This is a genomic window from Bremerella sp. P1 (assembly GCF_028748185.1).
In the GTDB taxonomy this organism is placed as follows: Bacteria; Planctomycetota; Planctomycetia; order Pirellulales; family Pirellulaceae; genus Bremerella.
Genome location: NZ_CP118164.1, coordinates 1,649,725 through 1,672,405 on the forward strand (window position 1 = coordinate 1,649,725; position 22,681 = coordinate 1,672,405).

Sequence of the window (22,681 nt, forward strand, 5' to 3'; positions counted from 1 at the left end):
CAGCAAGGACTCTTCCTTCTCGCGGAACACTGAAAACTGAAAACTCACTCACACTCTCTTCTGCTCACCATGTCGAAGTGCGAACACCGCGACATGCAAGGCAATCAGCTGGTTTCGGATGTTCAACACAAGGCGTTTTTTGCCTTGCAGTTCTTTAACATCGTGAATGTATTCTTCCTGGAATCGCCAGCCCATAGTTTGGGTTCGCTGGACATCATCCCAGGGCGGGCCTTGGCGTTGGACCTGAAAGTAAACCCAGTTACCACCCTGCGGCAGCACGCGTGGCGGCTGTGCAACTGGTCGCAGCCGCACGCCAGGCATGTTGTTGCGAAACAACGTCTCGACCTGTTCGCCACTACCAAACACCCAGTGAAAGCCTTGGGTGACCAATTGATAGGTGTCTTCCTTGGAGACGCTGACCCCTTCAAATCCAATGTACCACTCCCAGCTCGGATCGAACCATTTCGGATCCAACTGGACGTGCATCGACTGCCCACTGCCCAGGAAGAAGCGATGCTCGTAGGTCGCATCGATTCGGCCTTCGCTAAGCCGACGAATCTCTTTGTAGGCCCACTGGAAAATCTCGGCCAGGTTCTCGTGGTCGTACTTTGGAATATTATCGATGCGGCGTTCTTTGTCGTCGAAGATCGCCAGCTGACCGATGATGCGGCACAGAGCGGTATAGACCTTCAGGGGATGAATCCCATCGCTGAACGCCAGGATGCGGAGTTCTCCGTAGGCTTCGTTCAGGGTCCGTAGCCGCATCATCTTTTCCAGGTCCCCGATTTCGCGCGGGTCCCAGGTAATGTTCTGGTTCAAAATGTCGTTGCGGAATCGTTCGATGCGTTCGCCGATCAGATCGAAGACCCGCCGTACGATCCCGGTACCCAGGGGTGTCCAGGCATCAACGGCCAAACAGGGCGGATGATAATTCGGATCGATTCGCGGAGTGCCGTCCGATTCGTTTCGCACAATCTGGCAGATCGGCAGCAACTCGAAACCGGACAGATCGTCGGTCGACAGCAGGATCCGAATGTTCAGTTCGCGGAACGAAACCTCTTGAGGATTGCCGCCGCGGTTCTCTTCTTCATCCTCGCGGGAAAACTCGTAGTACCGCGTGTTGGGCGTGTGGGCATCGCGGGCCGTATTCTCGTGCCCCAATTTTACACGCGGGATGGCCAGGTAAACGCGAATGGTCTCATTCTCGAGGAAGACCTCTTTCAGGTCTTGCAGGCCCTTGATCCCCTGGCGGAGATCAATCCGGTCCATTTGATCGTTCCCGCCGATCGAAATGATCGACCCATCGCGCATCCGGGCCTCGCACTGCGAAACCTCGATCTGGAAGTTGGCGATGGCCTGCTCGCTGATTTCGATGTACCGAATGCCGTAAGCGTAGGGAAGGAGATCACGGATCGAGTTTTCAAGGAACTCGAACCAATGCCGGTCCTGCGCTTGAAAATGATGGGGGCGAAGAAACATCCCTTCCGACCAATGGATGGGTGGGTTCTTCATGCAAAATTCCTATTCCACTAGCGAGTCAGGTTGCGATAGCGAGAAGCGGCGAACCTGAAATCCAACTGAAGAGAATCGGCGTGTCGCCACGCACGCGTTCAGATCACAAAGACAAGCATCGATGCGTCTGAATTTCCCCGAGCTTAGATCCCAAGTGTTCGACGTTCCCCCGAACTTGAACAGAAGGTGATTGTTGAGAGACCGATAAACCGCCGCGCGCATTGGCAGCTTATCCAGGAGCCTCTCCCTGTTTGCCAAGCCTTAGAATAACATTCCGGAGAGGAATCTCAAGTAGCAAGTACGCAACTGGTTACGTCCACACCAGGGGGAATGGTTGAACCTGGTAAACCATGCCGATCAGCCAAATCTCAAGCGAATAACCCAAGCGGTCACTCCAAATTGCTAGCGGCGTGCTGCATGGCCTGATCCCAGCTTTGATAAAGCCCGGCGATCAACTGCTTTACTAGTCGGCTTGGCCGCTGAAAGAGCTGCTGATTCACTTCCAATTCGATCCCCGCATATTGCTCAGGCGTAAACTGCTTCCTTAAAGCCGTCGTGTGCCCGTCGGAAATCCCACGGTATGGGTAGTTCATCCGCACGCGGAATTCGGGGAACGTCTCACGGATCGCCTTCCGCCAGATATCGCAGAATTCTCGCTCTCGGGCTCGTCCAGGATCGTACAAAAGGCCAATCTCAGCGGTACGTATTTCTCCATGAAGCTCCGGCGTGAAGCTGTGGAACGATAGGTGTCGAACCCGTTGCCGCCGCTCAGTCTGGCTCGAAATCCAATCGACCACGTCCTGCCGCCAGGGCCGATAGTACGTTTCGAGCAGTTCTCTCCGCTGCGACTTACTGGGTGGGGGAACCAGCTTGGAAAAGAGGGCTGGGTTGGTTTCCGATCGATTCAGGTCGACCAGCAGCCGCGATGTTTGGCTAGCAAACAACTGGGAAGGAATCTGCCGATGAAAGTAGTTGGCGGTCTGCAACGTTCCAGGGTCCCACCCCCGATGCGTCTGAAGAAGCTCCTGGTGAGCGACAAAACGCGCGGCGTGCTGCTTGGGAATCCGATTGCCGCCATGCTCGCATGTGAAGAGAACGATAGGACCGGAGATCGACTTCATCACACGCGTATTTCCCCAGGTCGAAACGAACGACCCTCTTGGAGGCAATCGCATAGTTCGCGATAGACGATCGGCAACTTCTCTGGCAGCTTATCTTGCAGGGCCGTCACAATGCGCCGGGCAAGTGGCCCCTCACTTAAGATCGTATCCAATGCATCGGCCAGCGGCTTCTCTTCCACAGGGAAACGTTCCGCCAACCAGCTCCACAGTTCGCCTGCCGTGCAGATCCCCTGGTTCCAGCCAAAGAATCGCAGATAGTCTGGGTCGATGATCATCGTTTCCTCGGCGTTGTCGACAACGTTGAGGAAGATATCGCGCAGCCGCAAGGTTTCCGCTTTCTGCTGATCGACGAGCGAAGTCCACATTTCTTCGGTCAGTGCCTTGGCGACATTGGCAACTAACTGGCAAATGGCCACATCCGCCGCTGGATGCTCTTGAACGTCCATCACGCGGATCTCGATCGTGTTGCGCATGAAGCGGGCGATTGCGCCTCGACTGTTGACCCACTCGTGCCGCAGAACGCCGGCCAGATCCAACGGCGCCATCGTTTGATAGATCGGGTCGAGAATAAACTGACAGTAGTCCTGCTCGGTATAAAAACCTTCTGGAATCACTACCCCGGCCACTTGCGGAATCCGGTCGGCATTATGCCGATACGTCTCGAGCCGGTGATCAAGGTGGGGCATCAACTGACGCTCGCAGACCGGGCTACTCGCGGTGAGCGCCGGCAGGATCGGCAGCAGCAAACGAATCGCGGCGTGCAGCCGGCCAAACTCTTCATCTCCATCAAACGGTAGATTGAGATGGCAACTCTGCAGATTCGCCCAGCCATGACCGCTGCAATTGAAGATCACGTTGAATGCTTCGTAAACTTCATTGTAGCCATGCGGCCAGAGTTTCATTTCGACATCGGGACGCATCCAGGGATGCATCGCACTGGGCATCAAACGTGCTCCGATGCTGCCCAGGCGATGATTGACATCGTTGGCGTGTGCCTGAAACCGCGATGCCAGGCCAGCAAAGGACGCGACCGGACCGTTGGTCTTCAACTCGACCACGTGCAGGGCCAGTTCATTCGACCAGGCAATGTCTCCCATTTCGATCTCTTCGCTCGGATTACCTTCTTCGTCACGCAGCACGTGATCGGCAATTGGAGCGACGTCGAGTGAGTTTTCGTGCACGATCATGTACTCGACTTCGACCCCAAAGGCTTGAAACAGCGGGATCGAGTCTTTCGCAGACCGGGATGGTTCGGCCAACATACGTTGGTTTGCCTTACGCAAGATTGAAAGTGATGGATTGGTTTTTAAAGGTTCGGGAATGCTCGGCGCGACTTACGCGACGCCTGCTTTTTGCTGTTCGATTCGCCGCACGAAGATCGACACCATGCGTCGATACAGTTCTTCTTTCAGGACGGCATCTTCGCAGCCGGCATTAATGTTGGGGTTGTCGTTGACTTCAATGACCGAAAACTTGCCGCCAGACTCTTTGACGTCGACCCCATAGAGGCCATCCCCAATCAAGTTGGCAGCTTTGAGGGCAACCTGAACAGCCTTACGCGGAGCCAGTTCAACGGGAAGCGTTTCCAGCTTGCCGTAGCGTCCGCGGTTGGCGTTTTCGTGCTTGATGATCTGCCAGTGCCCTCGGGCCATATAGTACTTACAGGCATACAGCGGCTGACGATCAAAGATGCCGATCCGCCAGTCGAAGTCGGTCGGCAGGAACTCTTGCGCGATGATCAGCTCGGAATCGGCAAAGAATTCTTTCAGCTTCTGCTGCAATTCATCGGGCGTTTTCACCTTCACCACCCCCAGCGAAAACGCACTGTCAGGACGCTTGAGCACGCACGGAAACCCCAACTCGGTGGCCAGCGTGTCGGCGTTGTCGCGATGAACGACCACGGTCTTGGGGACCGGTATCTTGTGCCGCGTGAGCAGCTCAGCGAGGTACACCTTGTTGGTGCACAACAAAATGGAAGTCGGGTCGTCGATCACGACCAACCCCTCGGCATGGGCGCGGCGGGCGAAGCGATAGGTGTAATGATTGACTGCGGTTGTATCGCGAATGAACAACGCATCGAACTCGGCCAACCGGCCATAATCGTCCCGTGAGATGTATTCGGTCGACACTCCTTGCTGGGCCGCGGCCTTGGCAAACTTCTGCAGGGCTACTTCGTCCGAAGGGGGCTCGCGGTCTTCGGTGTTTCGCAGAATGGCCATATCGAAGCGAGTCTTCTTGACCTTCGCCACGCTGCGACGTTTCGAGAAGTGATCGAGGGCCGTTTCTACAATGAACGGCCAGTGGGCCTCCGGCACATCCGCCGCCGAGATACCACCGACACTGGTCAACTGCCAGCGGTCCTTTTCCTGAAGGAACTTGGCCCGCAGAAGCGGAGCCTGAAATAAGTTGAACAGACGCCAGGCCAGCGTATCGTACCGTTTGGCCATGTTCTTACCGAAGTAGACGCTCAGCGTAAACCGGTTCGACTTGATAGGTGCCAGCGACTTCTGAATCAGGTCGTCGAGGTCTTCGCTGACCAGACGAATGATGCTACGGGTCTTCCAGTCCTGCATGGCCGCCACACCAGGAACCGGACGATGACCGCGGGCCTCGGCCAACAGCGAGACATAGTACCCAACGCTTTGGTAGCGATACGTTTGACAAAGGTTGAAGACCTTCGCGCCGCGCATTTCGCTGTACTGCGGTTGGGTAATGTAGGCCTTGGGATCGACCACCTCGACACTGGGGCCGTCGCTCGGCCAGCGGTCGGTTTGGTCGGTCACAATCAGAATTGCCATAGGGAAGTTTCTATGCGTCAGATCGAATGGGGCGAACAGCTCATCGGCTGCGGGAGGTAGCCGTGAGCAAGCAAGGGTTAAGCCATCACGAGCCGGTCTTGGCTTTGGCGGTCGAGCCCTCTTTCTTGGGCTCGATCACCAGCAGGTTCGAGTCATACGTCAGGATGCCCAACAAAATCGAACACACCAGACGATCGAAACTGACCGGATAGTGATGCATCTCGCCCAGTGGGTTGGGCAGATAAGGATCGGCAACATAAACGCGATCCTGGTTTTCGTTCATGCCGTACAAAACGACAAAGTGCCCTTGAGGTAGCCCGCGTATGTCATCAGGCGTGTTCTTCAGTCCATGCTCTCGAGGACCACTATATAAGTAGGTCGAACTGAGTCCGGTCAGGATGGGCACCGACTGATGCAAGTAGCGGCTGATCAGCATCGCGCTGAGATCCCGCATCTTGATCTTTCCGCCCAGCGCCAGGTACTCGATGTAGGCCTTACTGGCCAGGTGGAGCTTGGGCTCGGACTTGACGGCCAGTTGAGCCTCGAGCCGCTCGGTGAGATCGTAGCTTCGCGTGAACCAGATCGGGTCGAACACCTCGAGGTTGTATGTGAAGATCGTCGCATCGAAGCCGCGCCGCAGGGCATCGATCCCCAGCATTACGCCCAGGGTCCCACCCTGCTCTAAGCTGGGGACTTCGGAGATGAGCTGATGAAGATCTAAGTTCAGCCCAAAGTACTGGTAGACGGCATGCAGGCTGGTCGGCCCACAGGTCGTATCATCCGGCTGCGGCAGGATCTCAAAGTCGAACGGATTGGCCATCCCAGGACAGCACTTAAGCGAGCTGCACCGGGGCAGACCTTGGGGTAATTAGTTCAGGTCTGGCATGCCTCGGGCACTACATCGCAGAATTGTAGGAACGGTCGGCACCATTGAGCAAGATCCGTTCGCCGAAATTTGCGGTTTGCGGATAGCCGTTGCCGCGGCAATCATGGATGCGTCGGATCGAGCAAGTCGATCAGGGCCTTGTCGCGCCAATGCCAGCTGGCCCAGCTTTGGGGCGAGTCGCCATTGACGTCACGAATCGTCTTGTCGGCCCCGGCATCGAGTAGCAACTGGACAATCTCCTGCGAAGCGAACGCCGCCGCGCGATGCAAAGGCGTCTCGCCACGCGTACGTGTGTCTCGCCAGAACGCGTAGGTCCGCTGCCCGGGGATCGTTCTCGCGTTCGGGTCGGCTCCATGCTCGATCAGGTACCGCGTCGACTCGTGCGGAGCGTTTTGCGGTTTCGACAGGTTGGCATGCAGTGCCGTTTCGGCGGTGGCATCCGAGGCATGGTTCGGGTCGGCACCTGCTTCCAACAGCAACCGGACACACTCGGCGGCTTCCATTTAAGCAACCCCGGCCAGCACGCGGGCGTCCCCTTCATTGGTTTGCCGGTTGGGATCGGCTCCCTGGGATAGAAGGTACGCCGTCACCTCCGGCGTGAACGACAACAAGGGACCAATCCCATGCTGGTCCCGGCTGTTCACATCGGCTCCGGCCTCGACCAGCTTCTGCACGGTCGCTAAATCACCAGCCAGGCTGGCCGCAACAAGTTCCGGGGAATTGTGGGGCATAGCGTGAAATCCTCCGCCTTGATTATGTCACAATAACCTCCCCCCAGAAAAAGCCTTAATGACCGGGACAAACCAGTACCGCCTTGCCCCGCCGCCTATACCCTGGGTTTTTTCCCTAAGTCGTTCTAAAATGGCCCCTTCCCGATGGATCCTGTACCCCGGCAGAAAGCATCATGCCCCGCTCACAGTCTCGACTCACCTGGCTTCGCTACACGATTGCGATCGTGGTGTGCCTGGGTATTGGGGCGCTTTTGGCGTGGCCTGCGTTCGAGATGCTTTGGCTGGCCGGCACCGACGAGGACTTCGTCAGCCGCCAGAACCGGTTGGACCAGGTGCAGTGGATTCAAACAATCCTGATCGCAGGCTTCCTCTACACGTGGTTCTTCTTTTTCGGTGCCACCGTCGGAAGCTTTCTGAACGTCGTGATCTGGCGGATGCCCCGGGGTGAAACGGTCGTTTCCCGTCCATCGCGTTGTCCCTTCTGCAGTACTCAGCTCAAGTGGAACGATAATGTCCCGGTGCTGGGCTGGATCATGCTGGGAGGTCGCTGCCGAACGTGTCGACTGCCGATCTCACCGCGTTACCCTGTGATTGAAACGGTCGTCGGTCTGATCTTTCTGCTGCTGTTGCAGTTCGAGGTCCTCAGCGGCGGCGGCAATCTGCCCGGCGTCGAAGCCGTCCGGCTCAGCCATGCCAGGGCGATGCTGGAACTTCAGTTCCCGCTCCTTTCGATCTATGTCTTCCACTGTTACTTGTTCAGCCTGATGGTTTGCTGGGCGATGATTGCCTGGGACCGCTGCCGCATGCCCCTGACGCTTTGCGTGCTGGCCTACGGCGTCGGCTTTTTAGGACCGATGATCTGGCCCAACCTCTACCCGGTTCGATTCGGTGAAGTCGACCTGGGCAGCGTCGTCGATGCCCCGCGGTTGGAGGTCTTTCTCACGGTTCTCTGCGGTACCCTGGCTGGCGCCGCGTGGGGAATGCTGGTGCGGGCCTTCGTTTCCAAGCCGCTGAAGGACGATCACTCGCATCGCCTGGGAATCCCGATCATGATGGTTGCCGCGGGGATGTACTTTGGCTGGCAGGCAACCTTCGTCATCGCGGCACTCAGCCTGCTGTCGTCCATCATCATCTGGCCCGTCCTGAAACGTCTGGGACGAAACGACTTCGCTGGCGGCGTCGAACTGTCGATCTTGCTCAGCAGTTTTGTTTTCGTGCTGTTTTGGAAGTTCTGGGATCAACCGTACGGCTTGACCGATTTGCCTAAGGCCGCCGTGTTTGCAGCCGCAGCGGTGGTACTTGGCCTACTTCTGCGGAAACTTACGTGGCGCCCGACGCTCGATTTGCGGCGGTTTCAGCGTCCGGCCGATTCCGGGGGTACAGATTCGCCCGAACTGCAAGTCCTTGCCTCAGCCGGCACAATTCCCGAGAATAGGCAGTAGAAGAAGCAATTGGCCCCATCCCTGGGCCGCCCCATCCTGGAAGTTTCATCCAGGGAGAATGATATGAGCCTAAGTATTATGCGGCGCATCAAATTTTGCGCCGGACACCGACTTTACAAGCACGGCGGGAAGTGTGAATTCTTCCACGGCCATAATTACGTTGCGGACTTTCACGTCAGTGGAGACGAAGTCGACGATGTCGGCCGCGTGATCGATTTTGCCGAATTGAAACGCCTGTTCAAAGGATGGATCGATGAACACTGGGATCACGCGTTCATCCTGAACGAAGACGACGAAAACGGAATCAGCGCCCTCAAGCAGGTCGTACCGTGCAAGATGTACATCTTGCCCACCAACCCAACCGCCGAAAGCATGGCGACCTATCTGCTGGAAAAGGTCTGCCCCAAGTTGCTCAAGGGAACCGGGGTTACCTGTCGCAAGGTAGCCATCTGGGAAACTGAAGACAGCTTCGCTGAAGCGAGTCTTGATTCCGCGGGCAACCTTCAGTCGATCGCCGAACTATCGGAACCGATGGTATCCTAGGCGGCACAAAATGCTTCGCGTCCCCCTGCTGATGGCACTGTCGGTACTATTCTCCGGCATCTTTTCTGCTATTGTGGCAAGCGTCTGCATCAACCTATTGGGGATGCTCGAGGGGCACGCGATGGGCGTGCTGTTTATCACAGGCATGGTGACGTTTCTTGGACTCACCTTCCTGATTTATCGGCTGGGCTACTATTGAATGCGTCAAAGGACTCACTCATGCCAAACACACCTGCGAAGATTGGAATTGTGACCGTTTCGGACCGCGCCTCGCGCGGCGACTATGAAGACCGGGGCGGTCCGGCTATTCGCGAGTACTTGCAAGAAGTGATGGCCTCGCCCTGGGAAGCGGTCGCCAAAGTGATTCCCGACGATCGTGACACCATCGCCCAAACCTTGATTGGCCTTTCCGACGACGTCGGCTGCTGCCTGATCATCACCACCGGCGGCACCGGCCCCGCCAAACGCGACCTGACGCCTGACGTCACCGTTCAGGTCTGCGACAAAGAACTACCAGGCTTCGGCGAACTAATGCGCAAAGTGAGCCTCGAGAAAGTTCCCACCGCGATTCTTTCTCGGCAGACCGCTGGCATGCGTGGCAACTCGCTGATCATCAATCTGCCCGGTCAGCCCAAGGCGATTGCCGAATGCCTGGACGCCGTCTTCCCGGCGATTCCGTATTGCATCGACTTGGTCGAAGGGCCGTACCTGGAAACCAACCCCGATCGCATCGAGGCATTTCGTCCTCAGAAGAAATAGAGGATCTGGCCATGGGCACCTGGGGCTTCGGCAATTTCCAAAACGATGCGGCACTCGACTACGTGGAAGGGATTGCCGACGAGCTACGCTCGCAGTTGGTTCACCCCACGGAAATCGAAGTCCTGCTGATGCTGATGGCCCAGGTCGAGATGCTCTCCGTCCTGGTCGAGCACTGCAATGCCCGGCCGCCTGAGGAAGACGAACTCATCGCCTTGAAAGATGCCTGCCTCGAAATCTTCGACGCCGAGAAAGAATAGTTCTATTCAACGCCCGAGGATGCGGCCGAGCGCAGGGGAATCATTGCGAAGACCTTCCGCCGGTTCTTGAAGATCCGTAAAGACTGGGACTAGTCCAAGCGAAGCTGCGACCACCGACGATCTTCCAGTTCGACCTTCGCCAACAGCCCGACGACAATCAAGAACAAAACGATCGTCGCCCCCATCGGCCAGAGAAACACGCCTGGCACATTCTCCCAATACATCCCCGGCGAAGCCACCTCAAGCAACACGAACATCGAGAGGTCCAGGGAAAGACCTGCTCCCATGGCTGACGCGATCAGCAGGACTGGCTTCTCAAGTCGCATCCGTAATGAGTCGACGCGAAATGCCGCCAGCGCCAACTCTCCCAGGATGACGTGCGTAAAACAGTTGGCCCCAAAGAGCATCGCGATCGCGAGAAACAGAGGCCACACCCTGAGCACGATGGGGTCGTGCCACACCCATGTACCCCAGCCGACCATGGACGCGAAGAATAGCGTCAGCGTCAGTGCCGCTCGCAAGCCAAACTCGGTAGCAAATCGCAGCGTCGATCGGCCTTCGCGATGACCGGTAATCCAATGATCGATCGCCGTTTGCCAACGGTGCAATGGAGAGATGGTTCCCAAGAGTTCTTTCTGCAACTGGTCCGTCTCACCAAAACGCTCTTGGGCCCGCGAAAGTGCCTCGACCGTGTCGCCATCCTTGACCAGCTCTTCGGCAAAGATACGTTCCAGCTGACTGTACAAATCGGCTCGCATGCCGTTCTTGGTGGTCTTATCGCACGGAAGCGGACGCACGATCCGTTCGACCACTTTCATTAAGTCTTCATTCATGCCTCACCCCGCTTAGCCGTTTGTTTGGGTGAAAGAGGCAACTGGTTCCAGGGCAGAAAATGGACATCCTCGCGTGCTCGCAGCCAGACAATGACCGCGAACATGGTTCCCGTGATCATCCCGATATACACAAATGGCTCGACATAGCCGTGCTTCCAGTACGGACCGACGAGATAGTACATGTTCAGCACCTGCGAAGCCGCAATCAAAACGCCTGCGGCCAGCGTGCATAGGATGAATTGCAATCGCCCAACGAGCTGGGGGCGATCGTCATTCAGCTGAAACCCGGCCAGCGCCGCGTTCCCCAACAGCGTCAAACAAAAGCCATTCACACCAACGGTCATGATCGCCAGCGTCCACCATTCCCAGAATTGCAATTCCGGCGGATCGTTCTTCAGGTAGGTAGCAACGAAATAAAGGACCACACCCAACAGCACCATCCCGATTCCTGCGTGCAGGCCAATCCGGAGGGAAAACTGAACCAGCCCCTCCCCTTCACGGCGACGCACGAGCAGACGATCGGCCGCGGCCCAAGCTCGTTCGCTGAGCGGGATCGTCTGGAGAAGTTCCTCCCGCAGCAGCTCTGGATCGCCGAATCGCTGTTTTGCCCGCTCTAGCGCGGTGACTTCGCTTGTGTCGTCGGCCGAGAGTTCTTCCTGGTAGATCTGCTCGAGAAGCGTGTAGAGTTCGAGACGCATCCGCAGCTTGTTCGCTTTGATCGACGGAAGCGGGCGAACGACTTGCTCGACGACTTGCATCAGCTGGGTGTTCATGCCGTCCCTCCGATGATGCCACCGACGACCTGTACGAAGTGCTGCCACTCTTCGCGTCCTTTGGCCAGTTGCCGCTGTCCCTTGCGAGTCAGCGTATAGACCTTCCGCCGTGGGCCTTTGCGCCGGTCTTCCGATTCATCCCACTGCGCTTTGATCAGACCGGAAGATTCCATGCGATACAGAACGGGATAGATCGTTCCTTCTCGCATCTGCAACGCCCCTTCGCCGCGGGCTTCCAGCTTCTTCACGATATCGAACCCATGGGCTGGCTCTCGGTCGAGGATCGCCAGGATCATCGCCTCCAGATGCCCACGGAGCCGGTCGCCTTGGATTGTCGAATCGCTCATCTATTTCGCCTCGCTAGGTAGTCTTCACTTCTAGTATTATGCGAGACTAGGTAGTCGCGTCAACTAAAAAAAGTTGACATGAGGAGCTGCCAACGAAAAAGCCACCGCCAAACCAACGTCTTAGAATTCCGTATACCATGACCAAGCAGTTGTAACCTTAAGGGCCGGAGGCCCGGCCGAGTGTAGCCAGGGGCGTGAGCCCCTGGTGTAGGTTCAAGAATAAAAAGAGCCCTGAAAGGGCGACCGAAAAAGCATGTGCAGAGCTTCGGACGCCCTTCCAGGGCTTACGCACTTATTTTGTCTTCAATACCAGGGGCTCACGCCCCTGGCTACACTCGGCCGGCCTTCCAGGCCTCAGGATTCGGTACCACCAGACATTGCAACGGCCCCTAACCCTCTCCCCCGCAAACGGTGGAGAGGGGACATGAGGTTACATCGGCTGGACGCCGATTGCCCCAATCTGGCTTTGCAGGTACTCAGGCGACTGCAATTTGGCCAGTTGCTGCTCGACGTATTGCTTACGCCGCGCGATCTCTTCGCCCATGCCGTCTTCCAGAAACACCGAGTTGGCCAGGAAATCTTCCAGCGACTTCATGTGCCCCTGCCACAGCTCGATGTCTCGCTGCTGCTTGGTGGTCAGACGTTCCTTGTACCACTCGCTTTCCAGCAGCGATTCGCGTGTGAACATCGCTCGGAACTCAGGATCGTGAACCGTCATTCCTTCGTAGCTGCCTTCGGCCATGATCGCCAGCAGGGCCTTCAATGGTGGACAGGCATCTTCGATCGAGCCATCGTCGAAGTAACGCTTGGCGACACGCTGTTGCACTTCGGCGATGTGCTTGATGCCATCGACGTACGCTTCCATGTCTTGCGTTTCCGGCTTCAAGATCGACTCGTCGAACACCGACAGTGGATAGTCGAACACGCGACCGAAGAACATCCGCACGAAGTTACGTGTGATGCGATACCCCAGGCGGCTTGCCGGGATGACCTCGCCTTCGTACTCGAAGTCTTCAATCTTCTCGAGCTTGCGACGACGAATGAGGAACTCAGGATCGCGTTCTTCCGGCGTCAGTCGACACCAGACTTCCGGAATGAGCAAGCTCACGTCGTGATCGACTCGGACGTTCGGACCAATGTGACCCGCCGCCGTCGAGAAGCCGCCCAGCCCGGTGAGGATGTAGCCCACCAACGCCTGGTTCAAGTCGGCCGTCGGACGCAAGCAGTTGAACGGTCCCTTGGTCAGGGCCCCTTCACTACCGGCACCAGTGGTCGAAGGACTCTTACCGGTCAGCGACGCGATGAAGTCCATGAACAACTCAGGCAGTTCCTGGTAGTGGATCGGACCGTAAACGGCCAGACCGCGGATGCCGGCTTCCTTATCTGGCGGATTGTTGCGACGTCCACAAAGGACGGCACCCACCGGCTGATGAAGTGCCTCATTCGGCTTCAACTTGCGGTACAGCCGAACGCCCATCTCGCCCACATACTTGGGCAGCGGGTTCTCGAGATCAGGCCGCGTCTGCAAGTACCGTGGGTTCTTGGTGGGGGCACCGTTGACGATGCGAGGGTCCGCCGAGCTGACGACATACTCGAAATCGGAATCGAGGAAGTCGTTCAAAAACTTCTTCATCGGTGGTGTGAACGCATCGAAGTCGACGGCGTGGGTCGCCATCTGATCGACATATTCTTTGGTCAGCGGCTCGAAGTTCGAGATAAAGTTATTCGGCTTGGCCAGGTCGATTTCGGTCTTCTTATCGAAGCCGCGATGAATGGCGTCGTCAGGCCGCTGGAACAAGCGGTTCTCGCAGTTGATCGTGAACTTCGACGAGATGCCGCCTGACTGCGGTTCGAAGTTTTCCAGCAGTGCATTAGGCACGATGACCGATGCACTGATGTCGTCTTCGGTTTGCACCTTATCCGACGGCATGAAGTCCTGACGCAACTTGTAGGTTCGCCAGCGATTATCTTTGTTGAAGCCGACACGCAGATAGGTACCAACCAGGTGACGATCGAGCACTTTCAACTCGTGCCCCGGCACGCCGTTGACGATATCGACACCAAAGTAATCGCGCCAGTTCTCGCCCCATTCCGGCAACATTAATCGCTTGATAATAAAGACGATCGACGTGATATGATGCGGAATCGCTCGGAGCCACTCGTTGTATTCGTCGGTGTACTCAATCGACGGCGTCAGCAGCTTGATCACACTACCGAGCGTTCGATCGGCCGACAGAACAGCCCGCGATGGCTTAGTCGAATAATCCGGACGCTTGGTCGAATCGGCCTTCCAGCGATTGGAATAGTCCTTCTGGAAGATCTCTTCGACGTGGTCCAGGTCCTTCTCGATATCGGAAACAAAGATCGGACCGTACAGCGTGTAGTCGGTCAGCGACTTACTGATTTCGCTTTTGCCGCCACCGCTGACGGTACACGGTTTGTGACAGAAAATACCTTCCGCGGTCGAACCCACCAAACGCCAGCTCGGAGCGGCCGGGTGTTTCTCCATCCGGATTTTGTAGCCCGAAGGTGCGATGTAGTACCGGTTGGGCAGCAGCGGCAGGCTATGCTCTTCGCCGTTGCGTGTCCACGTGATGCACTGATCGAGCATGGTCGCCCGGGCATCTTCCGGAATGTAGAACACTTCAGGATGCTTCTTATCGATCCCGTAACCTTCCGGCTGGAAGTCGATCAAGTCGCCATAGTCACGCATGACGTCGTCGATCGTACGGCCGTTGTACTTCTGGCTGTTGACGACAAACTCGTCACCCAGATTCCAACTGGTATAGGCGATGCAGCCGCCGGCGTGCTCTTCTTCGGTATCGCCGTACAGGTTGGCGGCGTAGCTGATCTGCGTTTTGACTTCCTTCTTGCAGTAGCCGTAGTAGTTGTCGGCGATCAACGTGACCACCACGCCACTGGCATCGCGGCACGTCAGCTTGAAGGCCATGCCGTCGTTGTACAGTTCGGAATCGTCCTTCCAGCACATCGAGTCGTTGCGTTGACGCTCGGTCGCGTCGTCCCAGTGCGGAAGGCCCAGTTCCTTCTTAGTACAGGTGCCCAAGTGCGGAGCCAGGATCACGCAGCCGGTGTGGCCCGTCCAGTGCTCGACATCCAAGGCCGAGTTATTCTTCGAGATGTAAGGGTCGCCGGCGTTGCCGAAAATCGATTCGACAAAGTCCAAGTTACTGACCAGCTGGCCCGGCACGAAGAAGCGGACTTCCATCGTCTTCTCAGGCGTCACGCCGGGAACTTCCGGACAGACAATTGGTCGCAGTAGAAGCGAGACAATACTGTGGGCCGCGTTCTCTTGATCGGCGGTGAACGGCAGAAGCGTATCCGACTCAGGCGGATTGACCGCGATCTGGAACATCTTCATGAAGACTTCCCGCGGCACGGCGCGCTTATCGCCGGCGATAGGCAAGCCCCCTTCGGTGACGTGGAAGGTTCCCTTGGTAGTACGGCGATCGTGCCGCGGATTATGCAGCGCACCGTTGGCAATGCGATACGATTCGACCAGTTCGCTCTTGAAGGAAGAACGGTTCACGGGAATCGAAAGCTCGCGGGCAACACCGTGACGCTCAAGGGTGAACGTCTTACGAGGCAACTTCAGTGGTTCGCTTGGCTTCAGATCGCTGAAGTAACGCTGGAGGAACGCTTCGATACGCTGATCGATCGGAGCCGGACGATCGTACAGCATCCGCGTTTTTTCGTGGTAGTTGGCAAGCAGTCCCTTCGCCAGGCCTGCGAATTCTACATCGCTTGCATCCAGTGCCGGCGGCAGTTCGTTGGCAATCAATTGCAAGTTGATGTAGCGAATCAACTCTTGCCGATCCGACTTCGGATCAAAGACTTCACCAGGTTTGCGGATGCCAAGAGATTCTCGTAAGTCCATGCGTCACACCAAGTGGATAAGGCTCGCTTGTAGTTGCTGACTGGCCTGATCCTAACCAACTATTTTCCGGTGGTCACGGGTCACCACTCGCATGGGATTTCGAATGGAAGACGAGCCCGCCTTAGGCATCCCATAAAGGAGGATGTTTGAAATGGGCCATAAAAATTTTTCTGCCCATCCCCCGGCAATCGGCTTTTCAATGCCCAGGGCGCGTCCGCACGGCTTAATCGGTGTCCGGCAGAAATGCCTTGCTGACGCAGCCATGGTGTGCCTGAGAAACGGTCGCGGCAAAGTCCGCCAGGTAGCCGCGGGTGCGGGGAATCTCGGGAGCCGTCCACGCCTGGCGACGCTCGGCCAGCACGGCATCGTCGACGTGCAGCGTCAGATCGCCGGCTGTGAGATCGAACGAGATTTCGTCTCCGTCTTCCACCAAGGCGATCGGCCCACCCACGGCAGCTTCCGGAGCACAGTGCACACCGATCGCTCCGTGCGAAACGCCGGAGACGCGGGTATCGGAAAGAAACGCGACTTTGCCATCGAGCTTCGGCGTCGCCAAGGCGGCGGTCGCCACCAACACTTCCGGCATGCCTGAGGCAACCGGTCCCAGGTAACGCAGCACGATCACGCTGCCTGGCTGGATCTCGTCGCGTTCGACCGCTTCGACAATCTTACGGGCATCATCAAAACAGATAGCCTTACCGCGAAAGGTCGGCTCTTTCATGCTGCTGACTTTGAACACAATCCCGCCGGGGGCCAGGTTGCCGAAACAGATCTGCATGTCAGCATACGGCTTGAACGGCTTGTCGACCGGGACGATCAAATCCTGATCCCAGTCCATGTCGGGCGCATCGGCCAGGTTCGCGGCCATCGTCTTGCCGGTTACCGTGATGCAGTCTCCCTCAAGCATCCCCTGCTGAAGCAGATACTTGAGGAACATGGGCGTGCCGCCGAGCTTGAACAAGTCGTACATCGTTCGCTTACCACGCGGGGCGAAGCTACACAGCACTGGCGTCTCGCGGCAGATTTGCTGGATATCCTCCAAATGGAAATCGACATGGGCTTCGCGCGCCAGCGCCAACAGATGCAGCACGCCGTTGGTCGAACCGCCCATCGCGGCAACGGCTCGCGTGGCATTGATCATCGATGCCCTGGTGACAATATCGCGCGGACGGATGTCTTCCGCCAACAGTCGCTTCACCAGCGTGCCGATCCCTTCGCACTCGGCAATCTTGGAAGGATCGTCGGCCGGGTTGCTGCTGGAGTAAGGAGCCGACAGCCCCATCGCTTCCAGGGCAATGCCCCAGGTGTTGAATGACGCCGCAATGCCACATCCGCCAGGGCCGGGACAAGCGGTGCGAAGGATCTCGTCCGCCTCGTCGTGGGTCATCGCACCGACACTCGCCGCGGCCTGCGAATCGTAGACATCCAGAATGGACGTATCGTGCCCGCGATGACAGCCGGGCTTGATGCTTCCGCCGTTGATGATCAGGCCCGGATAATTCAGCCGAGCCAAGGCCATGGCAAAGCCGGGACCATTCTTGTCGCAATTGTGCATCCCGATCAGAAAGTCGTAACCATGCGAACTAGTCACGCACTCGGCGGCGTTGGCAATCATGTTGCGCGACGGCAGACTCGCGTTACCCCCTTCGTGACCCTGGGTAATGTTATCGCTAACGGCCGGCGTGCCAAACGGAAAACCGATCAGCCCTTCCTTTTCGCACCCCTGTTTGATGAGCGTCGCCAGGCGATACGCATGCACATTGCAGAGGTTGCCTTCCAACAGCGGCACTCCGATGCCGACTTGAGGCTTGTGGAAATCTTCTTCCTTGAAGTTCAGCCCGTAGTAAAACGCGGTCACTCCGCGCTGCCAGCCTTGGGTCAGATTGCGGCTATTCCAGTTGAGTGGTCGGTCCATGAGAAGCAGTACTCTTGGTTGGCATAAATGAGGAAGGATGCAACCAAGTAGTATGGCGGGCCTGACAGCAAAGCTCAAGCTTGGCAAATGCGAAGCAAGAAAACAAAAAACGCCGGCCGCTTAGAGGTTTGCGAACCGACGTTTTTCTCATCCAAGGAAAATGCACGATGGGGATGTGCGAGGTTAACTGTTGGTCACTTCAATCTTGCGGGGCTTGGCGTGTTCCGACTTGGGGATCACGACCGAAAGCACACCGTTCTTGAAGCTGGCCGAAACGTTATCTTCGTCGACCGGGGTACCGAGCTTCAGCTCACGCTGGAATTTGCCGTACACATGTTCGACACGATGGTAACGTCGGTCTTCGGACTGCTCTTCGGCCTTGCGTTCGCCAGAGATGGTCAGCTTACCATCATGCAGTTCGACGTTGACGTCTTCGGCATTCAAACCTGGCAGTTCCAGATCAATCTGATAACCAAGTTCCGTTTCCGAAATATTCATGGCCGGTAGCCATGCACCGGAGGCACTCTGTCGTACCGGACGGAAGAACGATTCAAACAGGTTGTCCATCTCGCTGGACCAATTGGCCAGAGGATGCGACTTCGATTCGGATTGCGATTGTGGGCGTACCATTTTGATCAACCTTTCCATAAAGAGTTCCTACAGAAGTTGAAACAAAACCTCACCAAATTCTTTGGGTTTGCAAACTCGTTTTTTTGTGGGTTATGAGTGCCTCACACTCGGCGAGGCAATGGATAGAAATGCAAGGAGTGTGCCAAATGCCACGATCCGTTTTTCCAGATTTCGCAAATCGCTATTTCTTAAGGAGTTATGAAAGTGCGAATTAGCCGGGAGGCTTTCCCGACGTTCTTCAGGCAACTGCCAAAATGGCAAGAATTGTCATTTCGACAGTCCCGCAGCCCGTCGCCGAGCAAGCCGCTAATCGTTTTCGAAAACTTCGATCCCGACTCTTGACGATCGGTCTCTGCTCCCTTAAAACGGAATGCAATTGAGACTCAGTTTCATTTAGATAACTAGCGAACTGACGTCTTTCGCAGCCAGCGATCGCCTTTGCGATGCCAGCCACTCCCAAGCGTTAGGGCTACCCAATACGCCCTAAGTACTTCCCTGGTTGGTATTTACAAAGGTATTCTACGATGTCGACAAAGTCGTCTCGCACTGCATTTACCCTGGTCGAGCTGTTGGTAGTGATTGCTATCATCGGCATTCTGATCGCTCTTTTGCTTCCCGCGGTTCAACAGGCCCGCGAAGCCGCTCGCCGCATGAGCTGCTCGAATCAAGTGAAACAGATTGGGCTCGCGACCCACAATTTCCACGATACGTACGGCGAATTCCCCTACGCCAGCCGCGATCGGCTGCCGGGCGATGACGGCAACACATACGCGACCGGCTGGATTCAGATCCTGCCGTTTTTGGAACAAGACGCCGTCGCACGTCGCTGGGATCCGGAAGAACCTCGTAACAGCACCACCGACACCGATGGCGATGGCTGGACGAACGCGACCCTGCAGCAAGAAATCATCCCCTCGTACCTGTGCCCCAGCATGGTCATGCCCAATGGCGACCTGGCCGAGAACCGGGCCCCCAGCAGCTACCAGTTCTGCTCAGGCAGCGTGGACATCTCACTGATTCATTACGCCGTGTACTACGGACTGGACGAACCTGGCTACGATGGAGCGATCATTCCTATCAAAACCAGCGGCACGCCTGGGCCGAACCATCGCGATCCGACCTCTTTCCGTGATATCGTCGACGGCACCTCGAACACGTTTCTCGTAGGTGAAACCGACTTCATGCCTGAAGGCGTACCGTCGACCAGCTACGGCGCAGTCTGGGCCTATGGCTATCTGTACGGCTGGGGATCGACCTATCATCCGCTGAATAAGCACGACCACACCTCGACCGCTTACGGTGGCTTCCGCAGCCAACACCCAGGCGGCGCGATGTTCAGCCTGGCCGATGGATCGGTTCGCTTTGTGGCCGAAACGATCGATACCGACGTCTACAACGCAATCGGCACCCGAGCAGGCGGTGAAGTCGCTCAACTTCCCTAGCTCCCGCCAGGCAAGTCGCCCATTCCATACGCTACTTTGACGATCTATTTGGAGTTCCCTCCCCATGCGTGCATTCGGTTATTGGCTGACGTGCATGGTGCTGATTGGTGTTTTGGCCTGTAGCAAACAAACAGACCAAACGCCTGTTGTGTCATCGGAAACATCGGTCTTGACAGTCGAACAGTGGAAGGCCATGCCGTCCAGTGAAAAGTACGATGGCGTCACCTTAGAACGACTTCGACAGCATGACGAGAAACTGGTGAAATCGGAACGTGCGTGGAAGAAATTCATGCACGATGTCGTCGGCCCCGAGATGCGGACCGACATGCCTCGCCCGGCTGCCAAGTAGCTCGTCGAGTCTAAGCGAAGTCGAAACTCAATCATCAAGAACGAGGCCGCAGCGAATGTTGCGGCCTCGTTTTTCATGCGCTGCGATAATCGAGAAAATCGCGCGCGCACTATCTTCCGCTCCACTCAGGCTGGTATACCTATAAATCGCACGGGGACTCTTCCCCAAACCATCATTTATCTCCGTCCCGTAGGGCCCGCGTGTCGCGGGTCGGATACTTGGTACCCGCTTCGCGACCCGCTACACGCGGGCCCTACAAAACTCACTGGCCAGAGGCCAGTGGCACACGAAAGAACCACGAACACCTTTTGCCTCGAGTATTTCCATGTCATCAGCCAACGCGCGACCCGATCCAAGCAGATCGTTCTCGCAAGAGAACGCTCCGCAGGTGATCGTGCGCGCTGGCAAGACCTTCGTGTGCTCGGCCTGTGGAACGATGGTGGAAATCCCGGCCGATGTCGTCGGGCAATTAGTGCTCGCAACATCCCACCCGCCGCAAGATGAGCCTGCTACCCGAGAAGCTTCAAACCCGGCCGAGTCTCCCCAGCCGTCGCCTACGCTTCATACCGAGCGAAACCAAGACGTTGCGGTCGTAACCTCGCCGCGATCTGCAGAGCAGAACCCTCGGCCCAAACGCCCGCAGCAACCGAAGCGGACGTCTTTCGTTGGCGAGACCATCGACGGACTACGTGTGCCTGCTTCCCAAGAGTTGGATCGTGCGCTGGCGTGGGGCTCGTTTCACCTGAAGATGCTCGACCGGCAAGGAAGCGAGATCAAGCGGCTGCAGAAGCTGCTCAAGCAGCGTTCATCGGGTCGGACATCATGCCCGCGTCCTCCGGCGCCCGTAAAAGAGATCATCGTTGAGGAAGCATGTGATCTGATCCCTGGGGCAACACAAGAACACGCCCAAGCGGACTTGGGCGTGGCACCCGTTTGGGATACCGAGAAAGAACGCGGGCCACCATAAACGCGATATGCCCTCTCCCTTGCCGGGAGAGGGCATATGTGAGTGCTGCGTAGTTACGGCTCCGAGTCCACGCCCAAGTTTGTTTGGGCGTGCGTTCGATGCATGCGCTGAGCGACCGATTAGGTCAGCCCGGTCAAAGGACCGTCGCCGCAGTAGTCTGGGTTGCCGAAGGTCTTTTGGGGGTAGCCCATCGCTTCGCAGATGTTCAAGAGAAGGCGGTTGTGAGGAACCTTCTTCACGTCGAGTGCCTGACCCATCTTGAAGCCGAGGCCGCCACCGACCAGGACGAATGGGATGTCGTTGTGGGTATGGGAGTTCCCCTTACCCAGTTCGTTCGTCCAGATGATCGTGGTGTTGTCGAGCATGCTTCCGTTGCCGCCTGGTTCCGGAGTTTCCGAAAGCCGTTTGGCCAGGTGAGCGACCTGCTCGCAGTACCATGTGTTGATCTTGATCAGCTTTTCGTAGGCGTCCTCGTTGCTGTCCGGTTCGTGCGACAGGCCGTGGTGCCCTTCCTCGATACCCAACCACTTCATCTTCGGCTGGCCGACGCTATTGGTAATCTGCAGCGAGGCAATCCGGTTCATGTCGTGGACGAAACCGTTGACCATCAGCTCGATCTGCATCTTGGTGATCTGCGGAATGTTGTCGTTGTCTTCGCGAACATTCGGAGGCAGTTCAGGAATGGCGTGATCGAGTTCGGCTCGCTCGTCGCCTGCTTGCTCAGCGTCTTGCTTTTGCTGCTGCGCGATTTCGGCCTGCAGTTCGAGCTCGACCTTACGCACCATTTGCATATGCGTATCAAGCAGTTGGCGGTCTTCGACGCTGATCAGCTTTTCGACCTTTTTGAAGTCGTCGGTCAGGTCATCGAGCACGCTGGCCAGCATGGCTCGGTTCTTGGCCTGGCCGTACATCTTGTCGAACATCTGGTACGGATCGTCGATCGGAGCGACCGGCTGGTTTGGCCCGGCGTACGACCAACGCGTCCAGGTATCGGCCCGATCGGGAACCATCACGCCGAATTCCAACGAACCGAAACGCGTTTGCGTGTCGGCGTTGGCTTGCAGTTGATTCTTCAAGTATTGATCGACCGAGATCCCCATGGCCCAACCGGCTGGCGTATCGGAGCCGCCTTGGACGTCGCCAGGGAACAGTTCGATCCCGGTCAGCAGGCAGCCCATGCCACGCATGTGACCGTCGCCGTCACCCTTGATCAAGTTGCCGATGCCCTTGATGGTCATCGTCTGCTGCTTGAACGGCTCGAGCGGCTTGAGGATCCGCTTCATGTCGTAATCGGAACCCAGCGTCTTGGGCCAGAAGTGATCGGGGATCACACCGTTGGGGCTGAAGATGAACACCACACGTTTCTTCGGCGCAGCTTGAGACGCCCAGCCCAGGCTTGGCAGCCCGGCCAGCAGATTAGCGGCGGCGAAGCTGATGCCGGTCTTCTGCAGAAAGTCACGTCGTGAAAGTTGATGCACCAT

Annotated in this window: 22 protein-coding genes; 8 read left to right on the forward strand and 14 right to left on the reverse strand. The window is 57.0% G+C overall.

Features of this window, described 5'->3' with window-relative positions:
* Window positions 1-48 precede the first annotated feature (48 nt).
* From tssK to PSR63_RS06870, 7 genes are all read right to left on the reverse strand, one after another.
* The gene (gene tssK / locus PSR63_RS06840; RefSeq protein ID WP_274331871.1) at window positions 49-1,512 is read right to left on the reverse strand and encodes a type VI secretion system baseplate subunit TssK; all 1,464 of its coding nucleotides are present in this window, start codon (window positions 1,510-1,512) and stop codon (window positions 49-51) included.
* Window positions 1,513-1,901: 389 nt separating this feature from the next.
* Window positions 1,902-2,633, reverse strand: coding sequence for an N-formylglutamate amidohydrolase (locus PSR63_RS06845; protein WP_274331873.1), 732 nt, complete (start codon window positions 2,631-2,633; stop codon window positions 1,902-1,904).
* Window positions 2,633-3,895 carry a carboxylate-amine ligase gene (locus PSR63_RS06850; protein WP_274331875.1) on the reverse strand — a complete coding sequence of 421 codons (1,263 nt, stop codon included), beginning with the start codon at window positions 3,893-3,895 and terminating at the stop codon, window positions 2,633-2,635. Before PSR63_RS06850 ends, PSR63_RS06845 begins: the two co-directional genes overlap by 1 nt.
* Before the next feature lie 72 nt (window positions 3,896-3,967).
* Entirely contained in the window at window positions 3,968-5,431 is a 1,464-nt protein-coding gene (locus PSR63_RS06855; protein ID WP_274331877.1) for a RimK family protein, read from the reverse strand.
* Window positions 5,432-5,516: 85 nt separating this feature from the next.
* The gene (locus PSR63_RS06860) at window positions 5,517-6,251 is read right to left on the reverse strand and encodes a C39 family peptidase (RefSeq protein WP_274331879.1); all 735 of its coding nucleotides are present in this window, start codon (window positions 6,249-6,251) and stop codon (window positions 5,517-5,519) included.
* 167 nt (window positions 6,252-6,418) lie between these two features.
* Window positions 6,419-6,820 (reverse strand): ankyrin repeat domain-containing protein, encoded by a 402-nt coding sequence (locus tag PSR63_RS06865; protein WP_274331881.1) that lies wholly within the window; start codon window positions 6,818-6,820, stop codon window positions 6,419-6,421.
* Window positions 6,821-7,048 (reverse strand): hypothetical protein, encoded by a 228-nt coding sequence (locus PSR63_RS06870; RefSeq protein ID WP_274331883.1) that lies wholly within the window; start codon window positions 7,046-7,048, stop codon window positions 6,821-6,823.
* A 173-nt stretch (window positions 7,049-7,221) separates the two neighbouring features.
* On the opposite strand from PSR63_RS06870, the gene PSR63_RS06875 reads away from it, so the two are divergent.
* From PSR63_RS06875 to PSR63_RS06895, 5 genes are all read left to right on the forward strand, one after another.
* Window positions 7,222-8,490 (forward strand): A24 family peptidase, encoded by a 1,269-nt coding sequence (locus PSR63_RS06875; RefSeq protein ID WP_274331885.1) that lies wholly within the window; start codon window positions 7,222-7,224, stop codon window positions 8,488-8,490.
* Window positions 8,491-8,553: 63 nt separating this feature from the next.
* Window positions 8,554-9,033 carry a 6-pyruvoyl trahydropterin synthase family protein gene (locus PSR63_RS06880; RefSeq protein ID WP_274331886.1) on the forward strand — a complete coding sequence of 160 codons (480 nt, stop codon included), beginning with the start codon at window positions 8,554-8,556 and terminating at the stop codon, window positions 9,031-9,033.
* 10 nt (window positions 9,034-9,043) lie between these two features.
* Window positions 9,044-9,232, forward strand: a complete 189-nt coding sequence (locus tag PSR63_RS06885; protein ID WP_274331887.1) for a hypothetical protein — start codon at window positions 9,044-9,046, stop codon at window positions 9,230-9,232.
* A gap of 20 nt (window positions 9,233-9,252) precedes the next feature.
* On the forward strand, window positions 9,253-9,792 hold the full coding sequence (gene mog, locus PSR63_RS06890; RefSeq protein ID WP_274331889.1) for a molybdopterin adenylyltransferase: 540 nt from the start codon (window positions 9,253-9,255) through the stop codon (window positions 9,790-9,792).
* Window positions 9,793-9,803: 11 nt separating this feature from the next.
* Complete coding sequence (locus PSR63_RS06895; protein WP_274331891.1) at window positions 9,804-10,049, forward strand: DUF4259 domain-containing protein; 246 nt, start codon at window positions 9,804-9,806, stop codon at window positions 10,047-10,049.
* A gap of 89 nt (window positions 10,050-10,138) precedes the next feature.
* Here PSR63_RS06895 and PSR63_RS06900 read toward each other — a convergent pair whose 3' ends face one another.
* The 6 genes from PSR63_RS06900 to PSR63_RS06925 form a co-directional block, all read right to left on the reverse strand.
* The gene (locus tag PSR63_RS06900; RefSeq protein WP_274331893.1) at window positions 10,139-10,882 is read right to left on the reverse strand and encodes a hypothetical protein; all 744 of its coding nucleotides are present in this window, start codon (window positions 10,880-10,882) and stop codon (window positions 10,139-10,141) included.
* Window positions 10,879-11,655 (reverse strand): hypothetical protein, encoded by a 777-nt coding sequence (locus PSR63_RS06905; RefSeq protein ID WP_274331895.1) that lies wholly within the window; start codon window positions 11,653-11,655, stop codon window positions 10,879-10,881. The genes PSR63_RS06900 and PSR63_RS06905 overlap by 4 nt, the downstream gene beginning before the upstream one ends.
* Window positions 11,652-12,002, reverse strand: coding sequence for a PadR family transcriptional regulator (locus PSR63_RS06910; protein WP_274331896.1), 351 nt, complete (start codon window positions 12,000-12,002; stop codon window positions 11,652-11,654). Before PSR63_RS06910 ends, PSR63_RS06905 begins: the two co-directional genes overlap by 4 nt.
* A gap of 430 nt (window positions 12,003-12,432) precedes the next feature.
* The gene (locus tag PSR63_RS06915; RefSeq protein ID WP_274331897.1) at window positions 12,433-15,897 is read right to left on the reverse strand and encodes a hypothetical protein; all 3,465 of its coding nucleotides are present in this window, start codon (window positions 15,895-15,897) and stop codon (window positions 12,433-12,435) included.
* A 223-nt stretch (window positions 15,898-16,120) separates the two neighbouring features.
* Window positions 16,121-17,812: a dihydroxy-acid dehydratase gene (ilvD, locus tag PSR63_RS06920; RefSeq protein WP_274331899.1), complete on the reverse strand. Its 1,692-nt coding sequence runs from the start codon at window positions 17,810-17,812 to the stop codon at window positions 16,121-16,123.
* A 183-nt stretch (window positions 17,813-17,995) separates the two neighbouring features.
* Window positions 17,996-18,442 (reverse strand): Hsp20/alpha crystallin family protein, encoded by a 447-nt coding sequence (locus PSR63_RS06925; RefSeq protein ID WP_274331901.1) that lies wholly within the window; start codon window positions 18,440-18,442, stop codon window positions 17,996-17,998.
* A gap of 524 nt (window positions 18,443-18,966) precedes the next feature.
* Between PSR63_RS06925 and PSR63_RS06930 the strand changes: the two genes are divergently transcribed.
* From PSR63_RS06930 to PSR63_RS06940, 3 genes are all read left to right on the forward strand, one after another.
* Window positions 18,967-19,884 carry a DUF1559 domain-containing protein gene (locus PSR63_RS06930; RefSeq protein WP_274331902.1) on the forward strand — a complete coding sequence of 306 codons (918 nt, stop codon included), beginning with the start codon at window positions 18,967-18,969 and terminating at the stop codon, window positions 19,882-19,884.
* Window positions 19,885-19,948: 64 nt separating this feature from the next.
* Window positions 19,949-20,233, forward strand: a complete 285-nt coding sequence (locus PSR63_RS06935) for a hypothetical protein (protein WP_274331903.1) — start codon at window positions 19,949-19,951, stop codon at window positions 20,231-20,233.
* A gap of 325 nt (window positions 20,234-20,558) precedes the next feature.
* Complete coding sequence (locus PSR63_RS06940) at window positions 20,559-21,200, forward strand: hypothetical protein (protein WP_274331904.1); 642 nt, start codon at window positions 20,559-20,561, stop codon at window positions 21,198-21,200.
* Between the two features lie 119 nt (window positions 21,201-21,319).
* Here PSR63_RS06940 and PSR63_RS06945 read toward each other — a convergent pair whose 3' ends face one another.
* The gene (locus tag PSR63_RS06945) at window positions 21,320-22,681 is read right to left on the reverse strand and encodes a DUF1552 domain-containing protein (protein ID WP_274331906.1); all 1,362 of its coding nucleotides are present in this window, start codon (window positions 22,679-22,681) and stop codon (window positions 21,320-21,322) included.

Bases quoted from the DNA above. Each gene is read 5' to 3' on its own strand.
- tssK (WP_274331871.1), bottom strand. From the start codon at position 1,512: ATGAAGAACCCACCCATCCATTGGTCGGAAGGGATGTTTCTTCGCCCC.
- PSR63_RS06845 (WP_274331873.1), bottom strand. From the start codon at position 2,633: ATGAAGTCGATCTCCGGTCCTATCGTTCTCTTCACATGCGAGCATGGC.
- PSR63_RS06850 (WP_274331875.1), bottom strand. From the start codon at position 3,895: ATGTTGGCCGAACCATCCCGGTCTGCGAAAGACTCGATCCCGCTGTTT.
- PSR63_RS06855 (WP_274331877.1), bottom strand. From the start codon at position 5,431: ATGGCAATTCTGATTGTGACCGACCAAACCGACCGCTGGCCGAGCGAC.
- PSR63_RS06860 (WP_274331879.1), bottom strand. From the start codon at position 6,251: ATGGCCAATCCGTTCGACTTTGAGATCCTGCCGCAGCCGGATGATACG.
- PSR63_RS06865 (WP_274331881.1), bottom strand. From the start codon at position 6,820: ATGGAAGCCGCCGAGTGTGTCCGGTTGCTGTTGGAAGCAGGTGCCGAC.
- PSR63_RS06870 (WP_274331883.1), bottom strand. From the start codon at position 7,048: ATGCCCCACAATTCCCCGGAACTTGTTGCGGCCAGCCTGGCTGGTGAT.
- PSR63_RS06875 (WP_274331885.1), top strand. From the start codon at position 7,222: ATGCCCCGCTCACAGTCTCGACTCACCTGGCTTCGCTACACGATTGCG.
- PSR63_RS06880 (WP_274331886.1), top strand. From the start codon at position 8,554: ATGAGCCTAAGTATTATGCGGCGCATCAAATTTTGCGCCGGACACCGA.
- PSR63_RS06885 (WP_274331887.1), top strand. From the start codon at position 9,044: ATGCTTCGCGTCCCCCTGCTGATGGCACTGTCGGTACTATTCTCCGGC.
- mog (WP_274331889.1), top strand. From the start codon at position 9,253: ATGCCAAACACACCTGCGAAGATTGGAATTGTGACCGTTTCGGACCGC.
- PSR63_RS06895 (WP_274331891.1), top strand. From the start codon at position 9,804: ATGGGCACCTGGGGCTTCGGCAATTTCCAAAACGATGCGGCACTCGAC.
- PSR63_RS06900 (WP_274331893.1), bottom strand. From the start codon at position 10,882: ATGAATGAAGACTTAATGAAAGTGGTCGAACGGATCGTGCGTCCGCTT.
- PSR63_RS06905 (WP_274331895.1), bottom strand. From the start codon at position 11,655: ATGAACACCCAGCTGATGCAAGTCGTCGAGCAAGTCGTTCGCCCGCTT.
- PSR63_RS06910 (WP_274331896.1), bottom strand. From the start codon at position 12,002: ATGAGCGATTCGACAATCCAAGGCGACCGGCTCCGTGGGCATCTGGAG.
- PSR63_RS06915 (WP_274331897.1), bottom strand. From the start codon at position 15,897: ATGGACTTACGAGAATCTCTTGGCATCCGCAAACCTGGTGAAGTCTTT.
- ilvD (WP_274331899.1), bottom strand. From the start codon at position 17,812: ATGGACCGACCACTCAACTGGAATAGCCGCAATCTGACCCAAGGCTGG.
- PSR63_RS06925 (WP_274331901.1), bottom strand. From the start codon at position 18,442: ATGGTACGCCCACAATCGCAATCCGAATCGAAGTCGCATCCTCTGGCC.
- PSR63_RS06930 (WP_274331902.1), top strand. From the start codon at position 18,967: ATGTCGACAAAGTCGTCTCGCACTGCATTTACCCTGGTCGAGCTGTTG.
- PSR63_RS06935 (WP_274331903.1), top strand. From the start codon at position 19,949: ATGCGTGCATTCGGTTATTGGCTGACGTGCATGGTGCTGATTGGTGTT.
- PSR63_RS06940 (WP_274331904.1), top strand. From the start codon at position 20,559: ATGTCATCAGCCAACGCGCGACCCGATCCAAGCAGATCGTTCTCGCAA.
- PSR63_RS06945 (WP_274331906.1), bottom strand. From the start codon at position 22,681: ATGGTGCATCAACTTTCACGACGTGACTTTCTGCAGAAGACCGGCATC.